Raw genomic sequence first — 23,104 nt, forward strand, 5'->3', positions numbered from 1 at the left:
CGTTTTTTTTGTTTCTTATCTGGAAACGTTAACAGAGGGTTACGCGAATTCCTATGGTAAAAAGGCAACAGAGCAAGTGAATGTTGCTTTATACAACCTTGAGTTGAGCCGGTGTTCTTCGGCCGATTCGATTTGCTTAGAACTTGAGGTTCAGGTTCAGCCCGCCAACCAACTGGCCTTCCGGCTGCTGATCAAATTCCTTGCTCAGATAGCTGACGCCATAGAACACCGAGGCCTTTTCGCCCTGCCAATGCACCCCCGCGCGCAGGCGTGAGCGGTCTTCGGTCAGGGTGGCCACGCCATCTGCGGGCAGCAAAGCCGAGTCAAACACCCGCGCGATATCACCGCCGAGAATAAAGCTAACGCCTTGATCGCGCGTGCCTTCCACAGCGCGGTAGCGCTGGCCTGTGACGCCTTCGCGCACCATCAGATCATCGCGGCCCAGCGTGCCGATCACCAGATCGCCGCCAACGCGCACAAAGCTTTCGACCCCGGCTTGCGCCTGCACGAAGGGGCGCAGTTCGGCCCGATCCCCGAGTGAAAATTTGTGGCCCAGTTCAGCCTCCAGCGTCGGATAGATGCCATTGCCGATCTGGTTGTCGATCACCGTGGGCTTCTCCAGCCCGACCATGTTGTGAATCCATTTCTGGAAATTGCTGATCCCGGTCTGCGGCCCCAGCAGCACCAGCTCGGTGCCGACGCTGACATCATTGCCGTGCCAGTCAAATTGCGTGTGCAGCCCAAACGACAGTTGCGCGGCATAGCGGCGGTCTGTTGGCGGCGGCGAGACCAGATCTTCGGGCGCTACGATCTGCGCCGAGCCGCGGAATTCGAGGATCTCGCCGGGTGTGGTTGGCAAAGCGCCATCCCACGCATAGCCCCGGATGCGGCTGACCTGATAGCCGCCGGTGCGCCAGCGGTCTTTTTGGTCACCCAATGCGTCATTGGTGAACATGCGGCCCCAACCCAGCGTCACCCGATCTTTGGCATGGGCGGGTAGGGCGGCGGCAAGCGTCGCGGCAATCGCCAAGGTTTTTACAAAGTCCAACATCTCGATCCCCAACTCCGCCGTCTTTTGGCCTATTCTGCCACAAACCGCGCTTTTTATCGTTATAGTTTAACTGCCACCTGAGCAGTGCATCTGCTGTTGTTGCATTTGCACTATGGCAAGAAGATGGAAAACATATTCTTACTGCAAAAGAATTTTCCGCACGAAAGGATGTGAGATGGCCACAGCATTCTACCATGACGAACGGTGCCTATGGCACACGGGCGGCGAGCAGGCGCTGTTTATGCCCGCAGGTGGCTATGTACAGCCGCCCTCTGCCACCGGATTTGCGGAGAACCCTGAGACGAAACGGCGGTTCAAGAACCTGCTGGAAGTGGCGGGGATGTGGCCGCAACTGGAGGTGCGCACGGCTGCGCCATCAAGTCGGGAAGATTTACTGCGGGTGCATACCGCCGCTTATCTCGACCGCCTTAAGGCAATGTCCGACACAGGCGGCGGCAATATCCCGCCGCATTTCGCGCCGTTTGGGCAGGGCAGCTATGAGATCGCCTGCCTGTCTTCGGGGCTGGTGAAGCAGGCGGTGGAGGATGTGGTGACGGGCGTGTCCTCAAGGGCCTACGCGCTGTCGCGGCCGCCGGGCCACCATTGTTTGCCTGATGCCTCGATGGGGTTTTGCCTGCTGGCGAATATCCCGGTGGCGCTGGAGGCGGTGCGCGCCAAGCATGGGCCGTTGCGGGTGGCGGTGGTGGATTGGGATGTGCATCATGGCAATGGTACCCAGACGATTTTTTATGATCGCGCCGATACGCTGACGATATCCTTGCATCAGGAAAACTGCTTTCCGCCGGGCTATGGCGGGGCGGAAGATCGTGGTATCGGTGCGGGGCATGGCACAAATCTCAACATTCCGCTGCTCGCAGGCTGCGGCCATCAGGCTTATCTTGATGCCTTTGAGCTGTTGGTGACGCCAGCGCTGCGGGAGTTCAAGCCTGATCTGATTGTGGTGGCTTCGGGCTACGATGCCTCTTGCGTCGATCCTTTGGCGCGGATGCAGGCGACATCTGAGACGTTTCGGGCGATGGCGCGGCAGGTGTTTGGGTTGGCGGAGGAGCTGTGTGGCGGCAAGATTGTGGTGGCACATGAGGGCGGCTATTCCGACATTTATGTGCCGTTTTGCGGGCTCGCCGTGGTCGAGGAACTGCTGGGCACGCGCAGCCCGGTGATCGACCCGCTGCTGGAAATGTCTGATCTGCAACAGCCGCCCGCCGATCTGATCGCGTTTCAGCGGGCAAGGCTGGAAGCGCAGGCTTGGCGGATTTTCGGCTGATCACGAAGGTTTTCCGCCCAAGGCAAAGCACACCCTTCCCTGCGCTTGCGCCAGACTGTATCATGCCGCGTGAACGGGTCTGAAACGACCAACGGCAGAGGCAAAGCCACCAAAAGGTGGGAAAGCGCGAGCAATACTACGCGCAGGGGAGCAGGGCATGACAAGTTTGGCAATGCGACGTTTGATGATCGCGGTGGCAATGGGTGCGATTTTGACCGGGTGCCAAGAGGGCAAGGGCCCGCTGGCCGCCAAGGCTCCACCGGATGGGACGGCGCAAGGTGAGATTCCGGCCTCATCGAAATCTGTCAAGCTGGTGGACCGCGATGTGGAAGACCCGTCGATTTTTCAGGCCACCGATCAGGCTTTGTGGGACGGCCGCCCCTCGCTGGGCGGTGTCTGGGTGGCCTCGCCCGACGCAAAAGACCCCGAGCGGGTGATACTGCGCAACACCGCCAACGGCAAATTCGTCATCGGCGCGCTGTTCCGGCGCGAGTTGGACAATCCGGGACCGAAGCTGCAAATCTCATCGGATGCGGCGGCGGCTTTGGGCTTGCTCGCGGGCGAACCGGGCAAGGTTTCGGTGACGGCTTTGCGGCGTGAGGAAGCGGCGAAGACAGCACCCGATGCCAACAAGCCCATTCTCGACGCGGCGGAAACCGTGGCGACCGAAACGCTCGACCCGATCCCCGGTGCGGCGGCGGCGATTGACCGCGCAGCACCGAAGGGTGGCAAGCCAACCGCGCCGCCGATTGCAACCGTGCCCGCCAGCGGAAAACCTGCGGCGGCGGCCCCTGCCCCGGCGGCAGCTAAGGCTCCGGTTGCCAGCGGCAAGGGTGGATTGATCCAGGTCGGCATCTTCTCGGTTGAGGCCAATGCCAAACGCGCGAGCGACCAGTTGAAAGCCGCAGGGATCACGGCTGATATCCGCGCAGAAACGGCCCAAGGCAAAAGCTTCTGGTCTGTGACAGCGCGCGGCGACAAGGCCCTGATGGGTAAAATCAAGCAGGCGGGATTCAAGGACGCCTATTTCCTGAAAGGCTAACCCAATGATCTTCCGTTTATTTTCCGCAGCCGCTTTGTTTTTGACCGCCAGCCTGCCGGGTCAGGCGTTTGAAACCAGCGCAATAGCGGCATGGGTTTATGATGTGACCACTCATACCGTGCTGATGGATAAAAACGGGGAAGAGGCGTTGCCGCCAGCCTCGATGTCTAAGCTGATGACGGTTGAGATGCTGTTTCAGGCGCTGAAAGATGGCCGGGTGCAGATGGACACCAGTTTTGGCGTCTCGGCTGAAGCGATGAAGTTCACCGATTTGAACGGCTCGACCATGTTCTTGCAGCGCAACGACCGCCCCACGGTCAGCGATCTGATCCAAGGCATGGTCGTGAACTCGGGCAACGACGCCTGCACCGTGGTCGCCGAAGGGTTGGAGGGCAGCGAGGCTGAATTTGCCAAGAAGATGAACGAACGCGCAAAGGTTTTGGGCCTCGAAAACTCGACCTTCGCCAATTCATCGGGTTGGCCGGACCCCGGCCAGCGGATGAGCATGAAGGATCTTGGCCTGCTGTCGGTGCATCTGATCACCACCTATCCCGATCTCTATCCGGTGTTTTCGCAGACCGAATTCAACTACAAAAACCGCGCGCCGGCCAATGCCAACAACCGTAACCCCTTGCTCGCCTTGGGGATTGGTGCGGATGGCTTGAAAACCGGCCACACGCAAGAGGCCGGGTTTGGCATGGTGGGATCTGTCAAACAAGGCGAGCGCCGGATCGTGTTTGCGATCTCGGGCATGGCCTCGGCAGAAGAACGCTCGAAAGAAGCCGAGAATATCGCCAACTGGGCATTCCGGCAGTTTGCGCTGAAAACTGTGGCGAAAGCCGGCAGCGAAGTGGCGCAAGCCGAGGTGTTCATGGGCGAGGCGGCCAGCGTGGCCTTGGTGCCAGCCGAAGATTTGCGCCTGCTGATCCCGGCGGGGGCTGCCGAGGCTGTGCAGGCCGAAGTCAGTTATACCAGTCCGATTAAGGCGCCGGTGCTGAAGGGCACCAAACTCGCCGAATTGCTGGTGCATCTGCCCGACATGCCGGATCGCCGAATTGATCTGGTGGCCGGGGCCGATGTTGGCGCGGGCGGGTTCATGACCCGGCTTAAAGCTGCTGCGCAGAAGTTGCAGGCTGATTATCTCGGCGATAAGACCGGCGAAAAGGCTCCGGCGACGTGAGCGTTTTCCTTTCGTTTGAAGGCATTGACGGTTCTGGTAAGTCTACCCAAGCCCGGTTGTTGGCCGAGGCTTTGCGCGCACGTGGGCTGGTGGTGTGTCTGACCCGCGAACCCGGCGGCAGTGCCGGGGCCGAGGAAATCCGGCGTCTGGTGCTGGAGGGCGCGGCGGATCGTTGGTCAACCGAGACCGAGTTGTTGCTGTTTACAGCTGCACGGCGTGATCATCTGGAGAAGACCATCCGTCCGGCTTTGGCGCGGGACGAGGTGGTGATCTCGGACCGGTTTGCGGATTCATCGCGGATTTATCAGGGCCTGACTCGCGGCGATCTGCGCGACACGGTCGACCGATTGCACGCGCTGATGATCGGGATGGAGCCGGATTTGACCGTGCTGATCGACATTGATCCCGCCGAAGGGCTGGCGCGGGCCGTGGCGCGGGCTGGACGCGAAATGCGCTTTGAGGGCATGGGCTTGGGAGTGCAGGAAAAGGCCCGCGATGGCTTTCTGGCGCTGGCTGCGGCACATCCGGCGCGGTTCCGGGTGATCGCTGGCGCGCGTCCGGCTGAGGTGGTGGCGGCGGATGTCTTGGCTGCCGTTCTGGCGCGGCTATGAGCGAGGATCTGCCCGAACCCGACCGGATTGAGGGCGCGCCGCATCCGCGCCATACCGCGCGGTTGATCGGGCAGGCGCAGGCGGAAGCCACGTTTCTGCAAGCCTTCAACGGCACAAGACTGCATCACGGCTGGCTGATTACTGGGCCGCGCGGGGTCGGCAAGGCGACTTTGGCGTGGCGGATCGCTCGGTTTCTGTTGGCGACGCCCGACGATGACGGCGGGATGTTTGCGCCGCCGCCGCCAGACAGTTTGGACATACCGGACAACCATCCGGTGTCGCATCGCATGGCGGCGCTGACGGAATCGCGGATGTTTTTGCTGCGCCGTGCGCCGAATGACAAAGGCGATCGGCTGCAAAGCGTGATCTCGGTAGACGAGGTGCGCAAGATGAAGTCGTTCTTCGCGCTGTCGGCTGCGGATGGCGGGCGGCGGGTGGCGATCATTGATTCCATTGACGAAATGAACGTCTCTGCTGCCAACGCCTTGCTGAAACTGCTGGAGGAACCGCCCGCAAAGGTGACGATTCTGATGATTTCGCATCAGCCCGCCAAGCTTTTGCCGACCATCCGCTCACGTTGTCGCGAATTGCGGTTGGGGCCGTTGTCCGCGGAAAATTTGTCCGATGCGCTGACGCAAGCGGGCGGCGATGTGGAGCCTGCGGATCGTGTGGCGTTGGCGGAACTGGCGGGCGGCTCGGTGGGTGAGGCGTTTCGGATGACCAATCTCGACGGGCTGAAGCTGTATGAAAACCTGATCCGGCTGTTTGCCACCCTGCCCCGGCTGGACCGCCCCCGCGCGCAAAACCTGGCCGAGGCGGGGGCGGGCAAGGGCGCGGAAGCACAGTTCGAGCTGATCGTCACACTGCTGGATTTGTTTCTCGCACGTCTGGCTCGTGCGGGCACGCTGCAAATTTTGCCGCCCGAGGCTGCGAAGGGGGAAGGTGATCTGATCGCCCGGCTGTCGCCGTCGCCCGATCATGCCCGGACTTGGGCCGATGTGGCGCAACATTTGGGCTTGCGCGCGCGGCGCGGCAAGGCGGTGAACCTTGACCCTGCTGCGCTTCTGATGGATATGGTTCTGCATATCAATGAGACGGCGACAGAGCTCGCCTAGAGGTGCAGCATGGCTTTTGAGATTGTTGACAGCCATTGCCATCTCGATTTTCCCGACTTTCAGGGCGAGTTGCCGCAGATCATCGCGCGGGCGCATGAGGCTGGGGTCAGTCGGATGGTGACGATCTGCACGAAGCTGCATAATTTGCCAAATGTGCGGGCGATTGTGGCGGCTTATCCCTCGGTGTTTTATGCCGCAGGTATCCATCCGATGAGCGCGGCGGAACATCCACCGGTGAGCGTCGAGGATCTGGTGGCGCTGGCTGACGATCCGAAGTTTGTCGGCATTGGGGAGACCGGGCTGGACTATCACTACACCGCCGAGACGGCCGAAATTCAACAAAAGTCGCTGCGCATCCATATTGAGGCGGCGCAGGAAACCGGGTTGCCGTTGATCATCCACTCGCGTGCGGCGGATGATGATATGGCGCGGATTTTGGCCGAAGGCATGGCCACGCGCCCCTATGCCTGCGTCATGCATTGCTTTTCCTCGGGTGAGGCTTTGGGACAGGCGGCGCTTGAGATGGGGTTTTATCTGTCGATGTCGGGGGTGGCGACCTTCCCTAAGTCGCAGGAATTGCGCGATATTTTCGCCCGCGCCCCGTTGGATCGGATTTTGTTGGAGACCGACAGCCCGTATCTGGCGCCGCCGCCCTATCGCGGGCGCCGCAATGAGCCAGCCTATACCGCTTTCACGGCACGGGTCGGAGCAGGGGTGTTTGGGGTTTCGGAAGAAGCCTTCGCCGCCGCCACCACCGCGAATTTTGACCGCCTGTTCCCCCGCGCGGCCCGCAAAGCACAGGCGGCATAATGGCGACGCTGCGGTTTACCATTCTCGGTTGCGGGTCGTCGGGCGGCGTGCCTCGGCTGGGCGGTGATTGGGGCGATTGTGACCCGCTGAACCGCAAGAACCGTCGCCGCCGCTGCTCGCTTTTGGTGGAGCGGTTGGCGGGCGATGCGATCACGCGGGTGCTGATCGACACCTCGCCGGATATGCGCGAGCAACTGCTGGATGCCGGGATTGGCACGCTGGACGGCGTGGTGTTCACCCATTCGCACGCCGACCACACCCATGGCATTGATGACCTGCGCCAAATTGTCTTCAACATGCGGCAGCGGCTGGCGGTCTGGGCCGATCATCCGACGCAAGAGGCGCTGCTGGCACGGTTCGCCTATGCGTTTGTGCAACCCGAAGACTCGCCCTACCCGCCAATCCTTGATCTGCACACCATTGGACATGGGGCTTTTGAGGTGCCGGGACCTGCCGGGGCGATACGGTTTGAACCGATGGTGGTGGATCACGGCTCGATGGAAGCTTTGGGGTTTCGGATTGGTGGTCTGGCCTATATCCCCGACGTGGTGACTATCCCCGCGGCAGTTTGGCCGCAACTTCAAGGACTTGAGTGCTGGATCATCGACGCTTTGCGCCGCAAGCCACATCCAACTCATGCACATCTGGCGCTGACATTGGAGTGGATCAATCGGGCGCGTCCGGCGCGTTCGGTGATCACCAATATGCATCTGGATATGGATTACGACACGCTGTTGGCGGAGCTGCCAAAAGGCGTGATCCCCGCGTTTGACGGCATGGAGCTGGTGTTTGAGAATGTCGTATGAGCGCGTTGCTTGACGTTATTCTGCCGGTGTTTTTGCTGATTGGCTTTGGGTATGCAGCGGCGCGCGCCAAGCTGTTCAGCGACAGTGCTATCGATGGTGTGATGCGCTATGCGCAAAGTTTCGCGCTGCCAGTGCTGTTGTTCAAGAATGTGGCGACGCTGGATTTGGCCACCGCCTTCGCGCCGGGTCTGCTGATATCCTTCTATACCGGGGCGGCGGTCTGCTATGCTTTCGGGTTTTGTGTGGCACGCTTTGGCTTTGGCCGCCCCTTGACGGATTCGGTGGCGATTGGGTTCGCCTGCACGTTTTCCAACTCGCTGCTACTGGGGGTGCCAATCACCGAACGTGCCTATGGCACCGAGGCCCTGGCCGGGAATTTTGCAATCATCTCGATCCACGCCCCGCTGATTTACACCTTTGGCATCGTGTTCATGGAATGGGCACGCTCGCGTGAACTGGGGGGCCGGAGTCACCGCGATCTGGCGCAGCAGGTGCTGCGGGGGGTGTTTACCCAGCCGCTGGTGGTGGGGCTGATGATCGGCTTCGCGGTGAACCTGAGTGGGGTGCCGCAGCCGGGATTCTTCATGGCGGCGGTGGATATGATGGCGAAATCGGGCCTGCCGGCGGCACTGTTTGGATTAGGCGGCGTGCTGCTGCGCTATCATCCCGAGGGCGATAAGGGGTTGATTGCGACGGTGTGCTTTGCCTCATTGCTGCTGCATCCGGCGATTGCCTATAGCTTGGGGCGCTTTGGCTTTGGCTTGGATGTCAATGGCTTGCGGTCGGTCACCGTGACCTCGGCGATGGCACCGGGGGTCAATGCCTATATGTTCGCCAGTATGTATGGCGTCGGCAAGCGGATCAGCGCGACGGCGGTGCTGGTGGCGACGGGGCTGTCGATTTTCACTTCTTGGGGCTGGCTGCACATTCTGCCGTGACGCCGATTTCCGGAGACGGAAATCGTGCACGAATTCCGTGGCGGAATTCGGCCTAGCGGACGCCCCGCGCGTGGAAGATGAAGCCGAGGAAGTTCAGCAATATCTGAGCCGCGAGGATGCTCGTCGACTGAGTCGGATCGTAATCGGGGGCGACCTCGACCAGATCCATACCGACAACCTCGTGATTTTTCGCCACCGCTTGCAGCATTTCCAGCACTTCATAATACAGGAAACCGCCGTGGCTAGGGGTTCCCGTGCCGGGGGCGATCGAGGGACAAAAGCCGTCGATATCCAGCGTCACATAGACCCGCGCGCCTTTTGGGATGCGGGCGATCACCGCTGCGGCCCCCAAGGCGCGGGCTTGGCGGACTGAGAGGATATCCGATCCCATCACCCGTGCCGCTTCATAACCCTCGCGCGCAGTGGAGGACACGTTGCGGATGCCCACTTGCGTCAGCCCCTTGACCCAGGGCTTTTCGGCTGCACGCCGCATCGGCGAGCCGTGGCCGACCCGCACGCCATGGCGTTCATCGACAAAATCCAGATGCGCGTCGATTTGCAGGATGTGGATATCGCCCTGCCCTTCAAACGCCTCAATACAAGGGATATTCACCGAATGATCACCGCCGATCACCACCGGCAGCGCGCCTGCGGCCAGCATGGCTTGCACGCCCATGCGGATATTGTCATGGCTGCGGGTGGTGTCGGTGTGGATGATATCGGCGTCGCCAATGTCAACGATGCGGACAGCGGCGGGCAGATAGGTGCAGTCGTCTTCGTGATCATAGGCCCCTGCATGGCCGAAACTGAACAGGGTCGATGCTTCGCGCACCGAGCGGGGGCCAAAGCGCGCGCCTGCTCGGAACTGGGTGCCGAAGTCGAACGGCGCACCCATCACGGCGACATCGGCGTCGATCTTGGACCAGTCTTCAACGTAGGGGCGCTTGCCGAAGGTTGAAATCCCGACGAATGGCAGGTTCAACCGCCCGGTGTCATAGGTGTTGGCCATGATGGGTCCTAGTGTGGGGTGACGCCGCGCAGGCGTTCAGAGCGGCGGCGCAGGAGTTCGACGGTGGCCAGCATGGCGATGGAAACGATCACGAGGATGGTAGCCACCGCCAAGATGGCTGGGCTGATCGCCTCACGGATGCCGTTCCACATTTGGCGCGGGATGGTTTGCTGCTCGGGGCCCGCGATGAACAGCACGGCGACGACTTCGTCAAACGAGGTCACGAAGGCGAACAGCGCGCCGGAGATTACACCGGGCAGGATAAGCGGCATGATCACCTTGAAGAAGGTTGTGCGCGGGTTGGCCCCAAGGCTGGCACTGGCGCGGATCAGCGATTGATCAAAGCCCGACAAAGTGGCGGTGACGGTGATGATCACGAAGGGGATGCCGAGTGTGGCATGGGCCAGAATGATGCCCAGATGCGAGTTGGCAAGGCAGCCTTTAGCCGACAGGAAGGGCGAGAGCAGCCAGCCCAGCCAGTTGTCGGGCGAGATGCAGGCACTGGAGTAGAAGAAGAACAGCCCGGTGCCGATGATGATGATCGGCACGATCATCGGCGAGATCAGCAGTGCCATGATCAGGCGGCGATACGGCATCTCGGGCCGTGACAGGCCGAGGGCTGCGGTCGTGCCCAGTACGGTGGCGAGGATTGTCGCCCACATGCCGATCCACAGCGAGTTTTTCGCGGCTTTCACCCAAGTCGCCTGCTCCCACACCATGGCCCACCATGTGCTGTCCCGCACGGCATCGTCGGGCGCGTTGACGCCCAAGGTCAGCAGCGTGTCATACCAGCGTAAGGAATATCCCGAAGGGTCCAGGGTTAACATCTTGTGGGTGAAGGAAAAATACGGCTCGACGTTGAACGACAGTGGGATGACGATCAGGATCGGGGCGACCAGAAACAGGAAAATCAGCGCGCACAGGATGCGGAAGGTGTAGTACCAGACGCGCTCCAGCGGCGAGGCATAGACGGGAAGGGCCATGTGTTTCTCCTCAGCCGAGTTTCAAACGGTCGATGCCGATCAGGCGATCATAGAGCCAATACAGCAGCAGCACGGCGGCCAGCAGGATTGCGGCCAGCGCTGCGGCCATCGACCAGTTGGCTTTGTTCATGTGGAAGCTGATCAGGTTGGAGATCAACTGGCCATCGGCGCCACCGACCAAGGCCGGGGTGATGTAGTAGCCGACCGCAAGAATGAACACCAACAGCGAGCCAGCGGCGATGCCCGGCAGGGTTTGCGGCAGATAGATGCGGCGGAAGGTGGTCCAGCTGGTCGCACCCAAAGACCGGGCGGCGCGGGCATAGCTGGGCGGGATCACCCGCATCACCGAATACAAAGGCAGCACCATGAACGGCAGCAGGATATGCGTCATCACGATGATGGTGCCGGTTTGGTTGTAGATCATCCGGATCCGGCCATCCTCGCTGAATGCACCGATCCACACCATCAAGTCATTGATAATGCCCTGTTCTTGCAGAATGGCGATCCATGAACTGGTGCGCACCAGCAGTGAGGTCCAGAATGGCAGCAGTACCAGAATCATCAGCAGGTTCGACTTTGCCATCGGCAAAACCGCCAGCAGATGCGCAATCGGGAAGGCCAGCAGCAGGCAGGCGACAGTGATCACGATCGACAGGACGAAGGTTTTCAAGAACAGATAAACATAGATGCGCTGGTTGTCTTCAACCCGCACCAAGCTGTTATTGGCGTCGCGCTTCAGATCGGCGGAGACCATGTAGAAATCCGAGGTGTAGGCCGAAGACGCGTTGCGCATCGCCACCCAGACCAGCGGATCGCCCCACATCTTGTTGCTGGCGATCAACCCATCCTTATAGGGCGGTTGCAGCTTTTCAGCCTCACGCGCGGCGGATTTGAACACAGAAATCGTGCCAGGCACCGTGTAGTTGATTCGGGTGCCCGCAGCGCCTGCGGTTCTGTCCTTTTGCATCTGCTTCAGGTCAGTGACCAAAGCGGCATAGGCGTCTTCGGGAATATCTGCGCCTGCGGGATGGTCGTTGAACCATGCCACCATGGTCGGCGCGTTTGCGGAAAAGCCGTCGTGATTGACCGAGCGTTCCAGCATTTTCAGGATCGGCACGATGAAGGTCAGCACCACGAAGGCCAAGAGCGGCAGCACCAGAAAGAACGCGCGCCATTTGGCCTTGCGTTGTGCCAGTGCCAGAGCGGACTTCAGCGGGCGACCGTCTGCGGTGCGCAAAATTTCGGGGGCAGCGGTCAGATCAACCATTGGTCATCCTTGAAGGCTAGCGGTCTGGATAAACAGCTTGTGCGCAAGCCCGAGGTGAAACCGGGCGCGCGAGGGGGGAGAAGACCGGGCGCGGCATATAGACCGCGCCCGGAATTCAGATCAGTTTGCCGCAAGCCATGCGTTGAAGCGGTCGTTCAGTTCTGCGTCGTGGTCGACCCAGAATTCAAACGACGACGGCAGCGCGTTTTTCATGTTTTCCGGGGCAGTCGGCACGTTCGGACCCATCAAGGTCTTGCCGTCTTTGTACATGATCGGCGTGGCGTTGGCCGAATGACGGGCCGGACCATAAGAGATCTGCGTTGCTTGCGCCTGCATGCCTTCGGTCGAGGTGGCGTAGGCGATGAACTGCAAAGCCTCGTCCTTGTGCGGTGCGCCCTTCGGGATCACATACATTTCGTTTTCGAAGATTTGCGCATCCCAAACGATCTGGAACGGCTTGCTTTCACCGATGGCGGCGTTGAAAATCCGACCGTTATAGGCCGAGGTCATCGCGACTTCGCCGTCTGCGAGCAGTTGCGGCGGCTGTGCGCCCGCTTCCCACCACACCACGTCTTTTTTAATGGTGTCAAGTTTCGCAAACGCCTTATCGACGCCTTCGGGGGTGCCCAAGGTGGCGTAAACGTCAGCAGGTGCAACACCGTCTGCCATCAGAGCAAATTCCAGAACGGCTTTCGCGCCTTTGTGCAGACCGCGCTTGCCGGGGAACTTGGTCAGGTCGAAGAAGTCGGCGGCGGTTTTCGGGCCTTCGGGGAACTTGGTGGTGTCATAGGCGAAAACGGTCGCCCAGATATCGGTCGACACACCGCAATCGGTCAAAGCGCCGGGCAGGAAATCGTCAGCAACCGGGGTGCCATCCGCACCAGCGGGCAAAGACGCCGGGTCGATCGGCTCCAGTACGCCTTCGTCACACAGACGGATCGCATCGGCATATTCCACAGAAGCCACGTCAACGGTGACGTTGCCGGCCTCGACCATGGCTTTGATCGGGGTCGCCGGGTTGTCGCTGTCGGTCATTGTGGCAGCGATGCCGGTTTTCGCGGTAAACGGCTTAACATGTGCTTCGGTTTGCGCAGCGCCGTAAGCCCCACCCCACGACATCACCGTCACATCGGCCTGCGCGGCAAATGCGATGGTGGTCAGGGCGGTGGACAGAACGAGAAGTTTCTTCATCGAGGTCTCCCAGGTTGGATAAGGACGTTTGTTAAGAGGCCGCGTCCCTGCGGCCGCCCCCTTTGCGGAGGATCACATTGGATCAAGCGCGCGGGCATCTTGCGGTGCCCAACCGATCTTGATCTTCTCACCTGCGGCCAGCATGCGCTGCCCCAAGGTATTGCGCGATTTGATCACGAATTCGTCCGATCCGGCAACACGCAAACGCGTGCGGAACATGTCGCCCATATAGATGAACTCCATCACCTCGGCGTCGATGGTGTGGGCATTGGCGGGCATTGCCTCGGGCTTATATTCCACCCGCTCGGGGCGGATCGAGACAAGGGTTTTCGCGCCCTTTTCCGAGACGTTCACTGGCGTCGCATCAATCACTTCGCCAGTTTCCAGCCGCACGGTGCATTTTCCGTCACCGATGGATTCGATCACGCCGGGCAGCTTGTTGTTCTCGCCAATGAACTGCGCGACGAAGCTGTTATCGGGGCGTTCATAGAGATCTGACGGCGTCGCAAGCTGCTGGATGCGGCCATCGTTGAACACGGCGACACGGTCTGACATCGTCAAGGCTTCGCCCTGATCATGGGTCACATAGACCACCGTGATGCCAAGGCTTTCGTGCAAATGCTTGATTTCAAACTGCATATGCTCGCGAAGCTGTTTATCCAAAGCGCCGAGGGGTTCGTCCATCAACACCAACGAGGGATCAAACACCAAGGCCCGCGCCAAAGCGATGCGCTGTTGCTGGCCGCCGGAAAGCTGCGCGGGGCGGCGGTTGATGAAGCTGTACATCTGCACCATGTCGAGGGCGCGTTTGACCTTGGCCTCACGCTCTGCCTTGCCCATGCCGCGCACTTCCAGCGGGAAGGACAGGTTTTCGCCCACCGTCATATGCGGGAACAAGGCGTAGTTCTGGAACACCATGCCGATGCCGCGCTTGTGCGGCGGCACCTCGTTGATATTGGTGCCGTCCAGCATGATCCGACCATGCGTCGCGGTTTCAAACCCCGCCAGCATCATCAGACATGTGGTCTTGCCCGAGCCGGATGGCCCCAACATCGTCAGAAACTCACCTTTGCCAATCGACAGGTTCAGGTCTTTGACGACCAGTGACACGCCGTCATAGCTTTTCTGAACGTGCTCAAAAGCGACGAAAGCGTCGTTCGGGCTGGTTGCAACCACGCCAATCTCCCCATGTGTCCGGCAGTTTTCCTGCGCTTGTCCTATACGCTTACGGCAATGGCCTACTGGATGGCAATTCCCGATTACGCAGCGGGAAGGTTGCACGGGCAAACTGGTTCAATCGGGCATTTTGCGCCCTGTTTGCCGCTTAGAACGGCAGTTGATGAACCATGTGGCAGTCGTATCGGCTGCAAGGCGGTGAAAGCGGCCCGGTTAAGGCAAGCTTCAGCGGAAAGGCTTAGCGCTAACTGATTCTCAAAACCGGCCCGCAGACGGGCCTGTAACGTCAAATGCACAGGTTTTGAGCGCGCAGAGGACCGCGCGGAGGCCCCGGAAAGCAGCGGCACCCAGCGCGGCCCGTCAGGTTTGCAAGCAGAGTTGGAGCAGACAGTTCAACGGATGCGTCGGCAACACCAAGCGGGCAGAGCCGCAAAATCGCGGCGCGACCGCAGCACGGTCGACCACAGGCAGAGCGGCAAGCGCCATCGCACCGGGGTAGAAGCTTTCCACCCGCGCGCCTTCTGCCAGCAGCAAGTCGTGTTGCGGCAGCAAGAGGTGGTGATAGCTGATGCATTGGAGGCCCTTTGCGATCCCCACGCGTGGGCTGATCCCGACCAAATGGCGCGCCCGGATCAGACCCGCCGCCTTTAGCAGATAGACCCCATGCTGCGGCGACAACAGCAGACCGCGGTGATTGCCGAAGCCGCCAGTCGGATCGGTTGATTCTGCGGCTGGATCGCCAGATCCTTAACCAGGCGCTGACCGTAACAGAGCACTGGCAGCGCTTGGCCAGAGCCGGTGGAGACCAGATCACCCACCGCTATATCTTCGACAAGCCGCCCGCCCTGCGGCGTCATGATCCGCGTGCCGGCAGCAAAGCAGGGCACCCCCATGGAATGGAGCACCCCGTCTTGCGCCACTTGAGCAGGGCTGACGCCGCCCAGCACCACGCTTTCGCCGCCCGGAAAGCTTAGCAGCGCTTGATGGTGGCCATCGTCACTGACGCTGATGTCCCATGGCCGCACCGGGCTGCCATCAACGTTGTGCAAATCAGACTCATCGAGTTGACCTGCGGTGTGACCGCCGCCCAACGACATATCGGAATCGCTAACAAGATCGTGGCCACAGCTGGTATCAAAGGCAAAATGATCATTGCCTGTGCCGCCAGTTAAGGAGTTATCGCCTGCACCTCCGCTCAGCGTATCATTGCCACTGCCGCCGTCGAGCCGATCCGCACCAATGCCGCCAAATAGCCGATCATTGTCGGCACCACTGTCCAAAGTGTCATTGCCAGCGCCGCCATAAAACTGATCGTCGTTGGCTTCCCCCAACAGGGAATCATCGCCCGCATCGCCATAAAGCGTATGGTTGCGCAAGCCCGACCAAACAACGTCATTGCCACTATAGATCAGATCATTGCCAAGTTGGCTGGAGCCAGCGACATCGTCGATGACATCATTGCCCGCGCCACCGAACACCGTATGGCAGGCCTCGCATGACGGAGGAGTTGAACGAGTTGGGCCTACGGGTTGGCGGGCGTCGTGTCGGTCGTCTGATGCGCCAAAATGGCATTCAGGTTGTTCGCAGCCGCAGGTTCAAGCGAACGACCGACAGCGATCATGTCTTCAACATTGCGCCGAATCTCCTGCAACAAGACTTCTTGGCGGGCGGGCCAAACCAGAAGTGGGCGGGGGATATCACTTGCATATGGACCCGCGAAGGCTGGGTCTATCTCGCTGTCATCCTTGATCCTTTCTCAAGGCGTGTGGTTGCCCTGCGTGATTTGCACGTAAATCCCCTCCGGGTAACAGCTGGGCGATCAGAAACCGTATGAAGCAGGATCTGGCTCTGAGGGCGCTGAACATGGCGATCACCATCCGAAGGCCACCACAAGGCTGCATTCATCACACGGATCGTGGATCCCAAATACTGCGCTCACGACGACCAGAAGCTTCTGCACAAGCACGCACGGACACCCTCAATGAGCGGGAAAGGCAATTATTACGATAATTCCGCCGTCGAAAGCTTCTTCAAATCGCTGGAAGCGGCACTGGTCTCGCGCCGCAGCTGGCAAACCCGGCGTGAGGTCGAAGAGGCCCTCTTCGAATACATCAACGGCTTCTATAACCCACGCCGCAAACACTCAGCCTTGGGCTGGAAAAGCCCTGTGGCCTTCGAACGAAAGGCTGCCTAACATGAGCACCTGACTGGAACGAAACCGTTGCAGTCCAAGGTGTTCGTGCCGCCCTCGACCGAGTCATTGCCATCGTCACCGTACAGCGTGTCATCGCCATATTGGCCCAGCATGGAATCGTCGTTGGCGCCGCCATAGAGTACATCGCCCAAGTTCGGGCCGTAGGCGACGGTTTGGCTGAACGCCCCAGTGATCGGCTCTAGGAAACAGCCATCCTCGTCTTTCAGGATGTAGTTGCTGCTGCTGAGGGTCGAGAAGGCATAGCACTGCCCCGCCGCGATGGTTGCCACCTGCTGCACATTGCCTAACGAGTCGGCCCATTCCAGATAGATCGGTTCGTCGGCAGAGTTGGTCACCGTCAGCGTGGTGCCCAATCCCAGAATGCCACTGGCATAGCTGGCTTGGGTCAGCCACTGGCCATCGCCCAGCAGCATGTCGTTGCCGGTGCCACCATAAAACGCATCAGCGCCCTGTCCGCCGACAAGGTTATACACCCCGGCCCCGCCATCGACTAGATCATTGCCGGTGCCGCCCGAAACCGCATCAGTGCCATTGTCGCCGTAAAGCGAATCCGCGCCTGCGCCGCCATACAGCTCATCATTGCCGTCGTTGCCGTGGATGGTGTCGTTGCCCGCAAGGCCAGAGATGGTGTCGGCCCAAGCGGTGCCCGTCAGCGAGTCATTGCCGGATGTTGCGATGGGCATGTTAATTCGGCCCTGCAACTGGGGCTTGTGCAAGGCCAAGTCGGGTAATGAGAAATGCCGATAAATCTGGCATGATCGGCCTTGGCTTGCGCGGCGTATCGGCCGCAAAGCTTCAGCCTAACGTTCAGGTCATAATTTTGAGTTAAGACGCTGATTTTAGCAAAAATCAAAGGGATTTCTCTGAAGTATTTGGCGAGCCTCTGGCTCAAACCACCTTGCCGGATTGGTGCGGATGAAAAGACTCGAACTTTCACTCCGATTAAAGAACAGCGACCTCAACGCTGCGCGTCTACCAATTCCGCCACATCCGCACTTGATCCGGCAAGGTGGCGGTTATGTAGCCGCACTCTGGCGCGATGAAAAGGGGGATTCTGCATGGTTTGATCCCTGCGGGCCAGAGCGGTTGCATTTCGGCTCTGCCCGCGCCATCTGTGACGTGAAGGATAAGGAGCGCGCCGATGAATCCCGTGCAATGGCAGCATCTTCCGGGGCTTGCGCCCTACCTTGAAACCTTGGCCGCGATGGAAGCCCGTGCGGCGGCGATTGCCGAAGGGACCGCCCCCGAGGCCGTCTGGCTGCTGGAGCATCCGCCGCTTTACACCGCAGGCACCTCGGCCAAGCTGGACGATCTGACCGATCCCGACCGCTTTCCGGTGTTTCAGGCCGGGCGCGGCGGGCAATATACCTATCACGGCCCCGGTCAGCGTGTCGCCTACACGATGCTCGATCTGAACCAGCGTGGCCGCGATGTGCGCAAATTTGTCTGTGCCTTAGAAAACTGGGTGATTGCGACGCTCGCCGAGTTCAACGTCAAGGGCGAGCGGCGCGCGAGCAGGGTTGGCGTCTGGGTGGTGCGCCCCGATCTGCCCGCAAACCCGGATGGCAGCCCGCGCGAAGATAAGATCGCGGCCATCGGCGTGAAGCTGCGGCGCTGGGTGTCGTTTCACGGCATCTCGATCAATGTCGAGCCGGATTTGTCGCATTTTTCCGGCATCGTGCCCTGCGGCATCCGCGCGCATGGCGTGACCAGCCTTGTCGATCTGGGCCTACCGGTGAGCATGGCCGATCTGGACGCTGCCCTGCTGAAAACATTTCCGCGATTCTTCCCGTGACGTCATCAGGTTATGGGCTCCGGCACAACGGCGATAACCTTGCAAAACAGTCAGCCATTTCCAACGCTTTCTATGCGTAATCTCTGTCGCATCCTCGCGGCACAGCAGGAAAAATTGACACAGATCAAACTCTGACATTGCCCTGCCCCCGCCCTCAATCTAGATACGTCTTGTAATCCGGCATGGACTTTCCATGCGCGGGCAAGAATGCAACGACAACGGGAGACGCCAATGGCCGACGCAGCCATCCATGGCCACGACCATGAGCAACGCAGCTTTTTCACGCGCTGGTTCATGTCGACGAACCATAAGGATATCGGGATCCTCTATCTGTTCACCTCGGGCCTTGTCGGCCTGATCTCGGTGATCTTCACAGTCTACATGCGGCTCGAACTTATGGAGCCGGGTGTACAGTACATGTGCATGGAGGGGATGCGCTTCATCGCGGATGCCGCCCGTGAATGTACACCGAACGGCCACGTATGGAACGCCACCGTTACTGCGCACGGCATCCTGATGATGTTCTTCGTGGTGATCCCGGCGCTGTTCGGCGGCTTTGGCAACTACTTCATGCCGCTGCAGATCGGCGCGCCAGATATGGCGTTCCCGCGGATGAACAACCTGTCTTACTGGATGTATGTGGCTGGCACCTCGCTGGCTGTGGCATCTTTGTTCGCACCGGGCGGCGAAGACCAGTTGGGCGCGGGCGTGGGCTGGGTGCTTTACCCGCCGCTGTCCACGCGAGAGGCTGGCTATTCGATGGACCTTGCGATTTTTGCAGTCCACTTGTCGGGGGCGTCGTCGATCCTGGGCGCGATCAACATGATCACCACCTTCCTGAACATGCGCACGCCGGGGATGACCCTGCACAAAGTGCCGCTGTTCGGCTGGTCGATCTTCGTGACCGCATGGTTGATCCTGCTGGCGCTGCCGGTTCTGGCGGGTGCGATCACCATGCTGCTGACCGACCGCAACTTCGGCACCACCTTCTTTGACCCGTCAGGTGGCGGGGATCCGATCCTGTATCAGCATATCCTGTGGTTCTTCGGCCACCCGGAAGTGTATATCATCGTGATCCCGGCCTTCGGCATCGTCAGCCAAGTGATCTCGACCTTCTCGCGCAAACCGATCTTCGGCTACCTGCCGATGGTTTACGCCATGGTCGCGATTGGCGTGCTGGGCTTCGTGGTCTGGGCGCACCACATGTACACCGTGGGCATGTCGCTGAACCAGCAAAGCTACTTCATGCTGGCCACCATGGTAATCGCGGTGCCGACCGGCATCAAAATCTTCTCGTGGATCGCGACGATGTGGGGCGGCTCGATTGAGCTGAAAACCCCGATGCTCTGGGCGTTTGGCTTCTTGTTCCTGTTCACCGTTGGTGGCGTGACCGGCATCGTGCTGAGCCAAGCACCAGTGGACCGCGCCTATCACGACACCTATTACGTCATCGCACACTTCCATTACGTGATGTCTTTGGGTGCTGTGTTTGGGATCTTTGCCGGGATTTACTTCTGGTTCGGCAAGATGTCGGGGCGTGAATATCCGGAATGGGCAGGCAAGCTGCACTTCTATATGATGTTCATCGGCTCGAACGTCACCTTCTTCCCGCAGCACTTCCTTGGTCGCCAAGGCATGCCGCGCCGCTACATCGACTACCCTGAGGCCTACGCCTTCTGGAACTATATCTCGTCAATGGGGGCGTTCCTGTCTTTCGCGTCTTTCGTGTTCTTCATCGGCGTGATGTTCTATTCGCTGCTCTGGGGCAAGAAAATCACCCAGAACAACTACTGGAACGAATACGCCGACACGCTGGAATGGACCCTGCCCTGCCCGCCGCCCGAACACACGTTCGAGCAACTTCCCAAGCAGAGCGACTGGGACCACAACCGCGGCCATTAAGGTTCGGATATACATTGAAAAAGCCCCGCAGAGATGCGGGGCTTTTTATTGAGTCTAAATAGATTGGAGTGATAGAAAAATGGCCCCCAAGTTTCCTCTTCAACAGGGCACGCTTGACTACCTTTGCAGTCTTTATGCGATCATCAATTTCCTGCATTTGGAATCTAAGGGAGAAATAGATTTCAAACTTGGGGCAAAAATCTTCCGAAAAGGTATCAAGGCAGTCTCCAAAGACGAAGCACTGACCAAAAGTAAGGAAGGAACTCTCGAAGGTCTCTTGGCGGAAGGAATTGATCCAGAACACTTTGTTTGGCTTTTCAATGAAATGACAGGCCCCAAACAAAAGCTCGAGCTCGAAGAAACTGTCTCTCCAAGCAAATGCCCAGCTATTGTCTACATCAGTATAGAGGATTTCACGCACTACTCGGTGGTGAAGTCGGTGAACCCCGAAGGGGACTTGGTGTTGTTTGACAGCTATGGTCTCAGCAACATCATGCATATCAACAATAGATACTATTTGTTGCAGGATGATGGATCACGGGGCGAAGTTACATTTGAAGGTGTTTGGACCAGATCTGAATAGTCCCTGCTCGCCCAACAAAACCGAGTGATATGCCCTACGAATGGCTTCCCCCTTCCGGCGACAATACCCAACGCCTGCATCTGTGGCCCTACCGCTCGCTGCCCCGGCGCGGGATGGTTTGGTTCATTGGTGGAACCGCTGCCCTGATCGCTTTGCCGCTGCTCGTGCTGATCGGCTCGCCAGTGCTTTGGGGCATGCTGCCATTTCTGATCGCTGCCATCGCAGGGATTTGGGGGGCGCTCAATCGCAGCTACAAAGACGGCGAAATTCTTGAGGATCTGACCCTCACAGCCACAGAGATTACCCTGACCCGCCACGGCCCGCGCGGGAACCGTCAGGAGTGGCAGGCCAACCCGCATTGGGTCCGCGTTACGCTGCACAAAACCAAAGGCCCTGTGCCCGATTACCTGACCCTGACGGGCAACGGGCGCGAGGTGGAACTCGGGGCGTTTCTGCCGCCCGAGGACCGTGTGGCACTGGAAGCTGATTTGCGCAAACGGCTTGCCGCCCTGCGCTAGTCACGGCACACTCGCAGCCATGCACAGAAGGGTTCGGCCATGATCTACCGTTACACCATCCTCTATGTCGCTTCGGTGCCGGAGACGCTGAATTTTACCAGGCCGCGTTTGGCTTTGAGATCGGTTTCCTTCACGAAGGCGGCGATTATGGCGAGTTGATCACCGGGGCCACCAAACTTGCGTTTTCCTCACATGCTCTGGTAATCCCCCCATTTTTAACGGGGTGCATCCGTAGAACTTACGCGGCCATTTTCAGTTTCTGGGCGGGTGTGATGCCGCCGATGCCCATGTTCGGGCGGTCGTTGTTGTATGTCCATAGCCATTGTGTGGCGTGATCCTGTGCCTCCTCGATGGTTTCGATGATGTATTGGTCGAGCCATTCATGCCGGACGGTGCGGTTGTATCGCTCGATGTAGGCGTTCTGCTGCGGCTGGCCGGGTTGGATGTGCTGGATCGTGATGCCCTGTCTCTCAGCCCAGATCAGCAGCTTGCCACTGATGTATTCCGGGCCGTTGTCGACCCTTATGGTGCCGGGTTTGCCGCGCCATTCGATGATCCGGTCCAGGCTCCGGATGACCCTTTCGGCGGGTAGCGAGAAGTCAACCTCGATACCCAGCCCCTCGCGGTTGAAGTCATCCAGCACGTTCAGCAGCCGAAACGCACGGCCATCACCGAGGCGATCTGCCATGAAGTCCATGGACCAGGTCATGTTGGGTGCCTCGGGCACAGCAAGCACATCAGGTTTGTCCCGCTTCAGCCGCTTGCGGGGCTTGATCCGCAGGTTCAGTTCCAAGGCGCAATAGATCCGATAGACGCGTTTGTGGTTCCACGGATGGCCCTTCACGTTGCGCAGATGCAGAAAGCACAGCCCAAAGCCCCAGGTCTTGCGGGCGTCGGTCAGACCCACCAGAAGGTCGGCGATCTCTTCGTTCTCGGCTTTTAACTTCGGGCCATAGCGATAGCAGGTCTCGCTGACCCCGAAGGCCCGGCAGGCCAGCGCAATGCTGACCTTGTGTCGCGCCACCGCTTTCTCGGCCATCTCGCGGCGTTGAGATGGCCGCGTCATTTTTTTCCGAGAGCCTCTTTCAGCAGGTCGGCTTGCATGCTCAGGTCCGCATACATCCGCTTCAGCCGGCGGTTCTCGTCCTCGATGGCCTTCATCTGGCTGATCAGCGACGCATCCATGCCGCCATACTTCGCCCGCCACTTGTAGAACGACGCATTGCTCATGCCATGCTCGCGGCACAGCTCTGCCACCGGCACACCGCCTTCGGCCTGACGCAGGATCGCAAGAATCTGCGCCTCAGTGTATCTGCTTGTCTTCATTCAGAATCTCCTCGTTCATCTTGGCGAGAAAATTCTACTTATGCAGCCCCTTACTTTCGGGGGGGATTACCCTCTGATGGCCACGATCGGCAAAGACGTGGCCACCGAACCGCCCGCCAAGCCGTCGTACGAATTGGCATTTGAGACGGATGACGTGGCTGCAGCCCTTGTCCGCGCCACCTCTGCCGGGGCCGTTCTAGTCAAGCCGATCACCGAGATGCTCTGGGGACAGACGCTTGCCTATGTCCGCGCGCCCGAAGGCACGCTGATCGAGATTTGCACCCCTGTCGGCTGAGACCGC

21 protein-coding genes, 1 tRNA gene and 2 pseudogenes are annotated in these 23,104 nt (G+C 59.6%); 14 read left to right on the forward strand and 10 right to left on the reverse strand.

Annotated elements, in window-relative coordinates; genetic code table 11:
• Positions 1-136: 136 nt before the first annotated feature.
• On the reverse strand, positions 137-1,051 hold the full coding sequence (locus tag ACS5RD_RS20505) for a lipid A-modifier LpxR family protein (protein ID WP_489928913.1): 915 nt from the start codon (positions 1,049-1,051) through the stop codon (positions 137-139).
• Positions 1,052-1,226: 175 nt separating this feature from the next.
• Between ACS5RD_RS20505 and ACS5RD_RS20510 the strand changes: the two genes are divergently transcribed.
• From ACS5RD_RS20510 to ACS5RD_RS20545, 8 genes are all read left to right on the forward strand, one after another.
• Entirely contained in the window at positions 1,227-2,336 is a 1,110-nt protein-coding gene (locus ACS5RD_RS20510; RefSeq protein ID WP_489928914.1) for a class II histone deacetylase, read from the forward strand.
• A 157-nt stretch (positions 2,337-2,493) separates the two neighbouring features.
• Complete coding sequence (locus ACS5RD_RS20515; RefSeq protein WP_489928915.1) at positions 2,494-3,378, forward strand: SPOR domain-containing protein; 885 nt, start codon at positions 2,494-2,496, stop codon at positions 3,376-3,378.
• 4 nt (positions 3,379-3,382) lie between these two features.
• Positions 3,383-4,558: a D-alanyl-D-alanine carboxypeptidase family protein gene (locus tag ACS5RD_RS20520; RefSeq protein WP_489928916.1), complete on the forward strand. Its 1,176-nt coding sequence runs from the start codon at positions 3,383-3,385 to the stop codon at positions 4,556-4,558.
• Positions 4,555-5,169: a dTMP kinase gene (gene tmk, locus ACS5RD_RS20525; RefSeq protein WP_489928917.1), complete on the forward strand. Its 615-nt coding sequence runs from the start codon at positions 4,555-4,557 to the stop codon at positions 5,167-5,169. Before ACS5RD_RS20520 ends, tmk begins: the two co-directional genes overlap by 4 nt.
• On the forward strand, positions 5,166-6,284 hold the full coding sequence (locus ACS5RD_RS20530; RefSeq protein WP_489928918.1) for a DNA polymerase III subunit delta': 1,119 nt from the start codon (positions 5,166-5,168) through the stop codon (positions 6,282-6,284). The genes tmk and ACS5RD_RS20530 overlap by 4 nt, the downstream gene beginning before the upstream one ends.
• 9 nt (positions 6,285-6,293) lie before the next feature.
• Positions 6,294-7,094, forward strand: a complete 801-nt coding sequence (locus tag ACS5RD_RS20535; RefSeq protein ID WP_489928919.1) for a TatD family hydrolase — start codon at positions 6,294-6,296, stop codon at positions 7,092-7,094.
• On the forward strand, positions 7,094-7,900 hold the full coding sequence (locus ACS5RD_RS20540; RefSeq protein WP_489928920.1) for an MBL fold metallo-hydrolase: 807 nt from the start codon (positions 7,094-7,096) through the stop codon (positions 7,898-7,900). Before ACS5RD_RS20535 ends, ACS5RD_RS20540 begins: the two co-directional genes overlap by 1 nt.
• Complete coding sequence (locus ACS5RD_RS20545; protein WP_489928921.1) at positions 7,897-8,838, forward strand: AEC family transporter; 942 nt, start codon at positions 7,897-7,899, stop codon at positions 8,836-8,838. Before ACS5RD_RS20540 ends, ACS5RD_RS20545 begins: the two co-directional genes overlap by 4 nt.
• Before the next feature lie 52 nt (positions 8,839-8,890).
• Here ACS5RD_RS20545 and speB read toward each other — a convergent pair whose 3' ends face one another.
• From speB to ACS5RD_RS20575, 6 genes and pseudogenes are all read right to left on the reverse strand, one after another.
• Positions 8,891-9,847, reverse strand: a complete 957-nt coding sequence (speB, locus tag ACS5RD_RS20550) for an agmatinase (protein WP_489928922.1) — start codon at positions 9,845-9,847, stop codon at positions 8,891-8,893.
• Between the two features lie 8 nt (positions 9,848-9,855).
• A complete protein-coding gene (locus tag ACS5RD_RS20555) occupies positions 9,856-10,830 on the reverse strand; it encodes an ABC transporter permease (protein WP_489928923.1) in 975 nt (324 codons plus the stop codon).
• Positions 10,831-10,840: 10 nt separating this feature from the next.
• Positions 10,841-12,097: an ABC transporter permease gene (locus tag ACS5RD_RS20560; RefSeq protein WP_489928924.1), complete on the reverse strand. Its 1,257-nt coding sequence runs from the start codon at positions 12,095-12,097 to the stop codon at positions 10,841-10,843.
• 120 nt (positions 12,098-12,217) lie between these two features.
• Complete coding sequence (locus ACS5RD_RS20565; protein ID WP_054006951.1) at positions 12,218-13,288, reverse strand: ABC transporter substrate-binding protein; 1,071 nt, start codon at positions 13,286-13,288, stop codon at positions 12,218-12,220.
• 72 nt (positions 13,289-13,360) lie between these two features.
• Positions 13,361-14,464, reverse strand: coding sequence for an ABC transporter ATP-binding protein (locus ACS5RD_RS20570; protein WP_489928925.1), 1,104 nt, complete (start codon positions 14,462-14,464; stop codon positions 13,361-13,363).
• Between the two features lie 360 nt (positions 14,465-14,824).
• A pseudogene (locus ACS5RD_RS20575) lies at positions 14,825-15,942 on the reverse strand (Hint domain-containing protein).
• Between the two features lie 2 nt (positions 15,943-15,944).
• Here ACS5RD_RS20575 and ACS5RD_RS20580 point away from each other — a divergent pair.
• Positions 15,945-16,658: pseudogene (locus tag ACS5RD_RS20580) on the forward strand (IS3 family transposase); the annotation flags it as partial.
• Here ACS5RD_RS20580 and ACS5RD_RS20585 read toward each other — a convergent pair.
• Both ACS5RD_RS20585 and ACS5RD_RS20590 read right to left on the reverse strand, forming a co-directional pair.
• Positions 16,655-17,362, reverse strand: a complete 708-nt coding sequence (locus ACS5RD_RS20585; RefSeq protein WP_489928926.1) for a calcium-binding protein — start codon at positions 17,360-17,362, stop codon at positions 16,655-16,657. The pseudogene ACS5RD_RS20580 and the gene ACS5RD_RS20585 sit on opposite strands and share 4 nt — an antisense overlap.
• A gap of 224 nt (positions 17,363-17,586) precedes the next feature.
• Positions 17,587-17,673 (reverse strand) — tRNA-Leu (locus ACS5RD_RS20590).
• A gap of 147 nt (positions 17,674-17,820) precedes the next feature.
• On the opposite strand from ACS5RD_RS20590, the gene lipB reads away from it, so the two are divergent.
• The 4 genes from lipB (at position 17,821) to ACS5RD_RS20610 (ending at position 21,477) form a co-directional block, all read left to right on the forward strand.
• On the forward strand, positions 17,821-18,474 hold the full coding sequence (gene lipB, locus ACS5RD_RS20595) for a lipoyl(octanoyl) transferase LipB (RefSeq protein WP_489928927.1): 654 nt from the start codon (positions 17,821-17,823) through the stop codon (positions 18,472-18,474).
• Positions 18,475-18,705: 231 nt separating this feature from the next.
• The gene (ctaD, locus tag ACS5RD_RS20600; protein ID WP_489928928.1) at positions 18,706-20,376 is read left to right on the forward strand and encodes a cytochrome c oxidase subunit I; all 1,671 of its coding nucleotides are present in this window, start codon (positions 18,706-18,708) and stop codon (positions 20,374-20,376) included.
• A gap of 79 nt (positions 20,377-20,455) precedes the next feature.
• Positions 20,456-20,959, forward strand: a complete 504-nt coding sequence (locus ACS5RD_RS20605; protein ID WP_489928929.1) for a hypothetical protein — start codon at positions 20,456-20,458, stop codon at positions 20,957-20,959.
• Between the two features lie 29 nt (positions 20,960-20,988).
• The gene (locus ACS5RD_RS20610) at positions 20,989-21,477 is read left to right on the forward strand and encodes a DUF2244 domain-containing protein (protein WP_489928930.1); all 489 of its coding nucleotides are present in this window, start codon (positions 20,989-20,991) and stop codon (positions 21,475-21,477) included.
• A 238-nt stretch (positions 21,478-21,715) separates the two neighbouring features.
• On the opposite strand, the gene ACS5RD_RS20615 is transcribed toward ACS5RD_RS20610, so the two are convergent.
• A protein-coding gene (locus tag ACS5RD_RS20615; protein ID WP_489928006.1) for an IS3 family transposase occupies positions 21,716-22,803 on the reverse strand; the annotation gives its coding sequence in 2 pieces (ribosomal slippage) (positions 21,716-22,548 and positions 22,548-22,803; 1,089 coding nt in all).
• Between ACS5RD_RS20615 and ACS5RD_RS20620 the strand changes: the two genes are divergently transcribed.
• Entirely contained in the window at positions 22,784-23,098 is a 315-nt protein-coding gene (locus tag ACS5RD_RS20620; protein WP_489928931.1) for a VOC family protein, read from the forward strand. The two genes, ACS5RD_RS20615 and ACS5RD_RS20620, sit on opposite strands and share 20 nt — an antisense overlap.
• Positions 23,099-23,104: the final 6 nt, after the last annotated feature.

Source organism: Cypionkella sp. PAMC25878 (assembly GCF_058135695.1).

What these genes read in the sequence shown, in the direction of transcription:
- ACS5RD_RS20505 (WP_489928913.1), bottom strand. Translation starts at nt 1,051, where the DNA reads ATGTTGGACTTTGTAAAAACCTTGGCGATTGCCGCGACGCTTGCCGCC.
- ACS5RD_RS20510 (WP_489928914.1), top strand. Translation starts at nt 1,227, where the DNA reads ATGGCCACAGCATTCTACCATGACGAACGGTGCCTATGGCACACGGGC.
- ACS5RD_RS20515 (WP_489928915.1), top strand. Translation starts at nt 2,494, where the DNA reads ATGACAAGTTTGGCAATGCGACGTTTGATGATCGCGGTGGCAATGGGT.
- ACS5RD_RS20520 (WP_489928916.1), top strand. Translation starts at nt 3,383, where the DNA reads ATGATCTTCCGTTTATTTTCCGCAGCCGCTTTGTTTTTGACCGCCAGC.
- ACS5RD_RS20530 (WP_489928918.1), top strand. Translation starts at nt 5,166, where the DNA reads ATGAGCGAGGATCTGCCCGAACCCGACCGGATTGAGGGCGCGCCGCAT.
- ACS5RD_RS20535 (WP_489928919.1), top strand. Translation starts at nt 6,294, where the DNA reads ATGGCTTTTGAGATTGTTGACAGCCATTGCCATCTCGATTTTCCCGAC.
- ACS5RD_RS20540 (WP_489928920.1), top strand. Translation starts at nt 7,094, where the DNA reads ATGGCGACGCTGCGGTTTACCATTCTCGGTTGCGGGTCGTCGGGCGGC.
- ACS5RD_RS20545 (WP_489928921.1), top strand. Translation starts at nt 7,897, where the DNA reads ATGAGCGCGTTGCTTGACGTTATTCTGCCGGTGTTTTTGCTGATTGGC.
- speB (WP_489928922.1), bottom strand. Translation starts at nt 9,847, where the DNA reads ATGGCCAACACCTATGACACCGGGCGGTTGAACCTGCCATTCGTCGGG.
- ACS5RD_RS20555 (WP_489928923.1), bottom strand. Translation starts at nt 10,830, where the DNA reads ATGGCCCTTCCCGTCTATGCCTCGCCGCTGGAGCGCGTCTGGTACTAC.
- ACS5RD_RS20560 (WP_489928924.1), bottom strand. Translation starts at nt 12,097, where the DNA reads ATGGTTGATCTGACCGCTGCCCCCGAAATTTTGCGCACCGCAGACGGT.
- ACS5RD_RS20565 (WP_054006951.1), bottom strand. Translation starts at nt 13,288, where the DNA reads ATGAAGAAACTTCTCGTTCTGTCCACCGCCCTGACCACCATCGCATTT.
- ACS5RD_RS20585 (WP_489928926.1), bottom strand. Translation starts at nt 17,362, where the DNA reads ATGCCCATCGCAACATCCGGCAATGACTCGCTGACGGGCACCGCTTGG.
- lipB (WP_489928927.1), top strand. Translation starts at nt 17,821, where the DNA reads ATGAATCCCGTGCAATGGCAGCATCTTCCGGGGCTTGCGCCCTACCTT.
- ctaD (WP_489928928.1), top strand. Translation starts at nt 18,706, where the DNA reads ATGGCCGACGCAGCCATCCATGGCCACGACCATGAGCAACGCAGCTTT.
- ACS5RD_RS20605 (WP_489928929.1), top strand. Translation starts at nt 20,456, where the DNA reads ATGGCCCCCAAGTTTCCTCTTCAACAGGGCACGCTTGACTACCTTTGC.
- ACS5RD_RS20610 (WP_489928930.1), top strand. Translation starts at nt 20,989, where the DNA reads ATGCCCTACGAATGGCTTCCCCCTTCCGGCGACAATACCCAACGCCTG.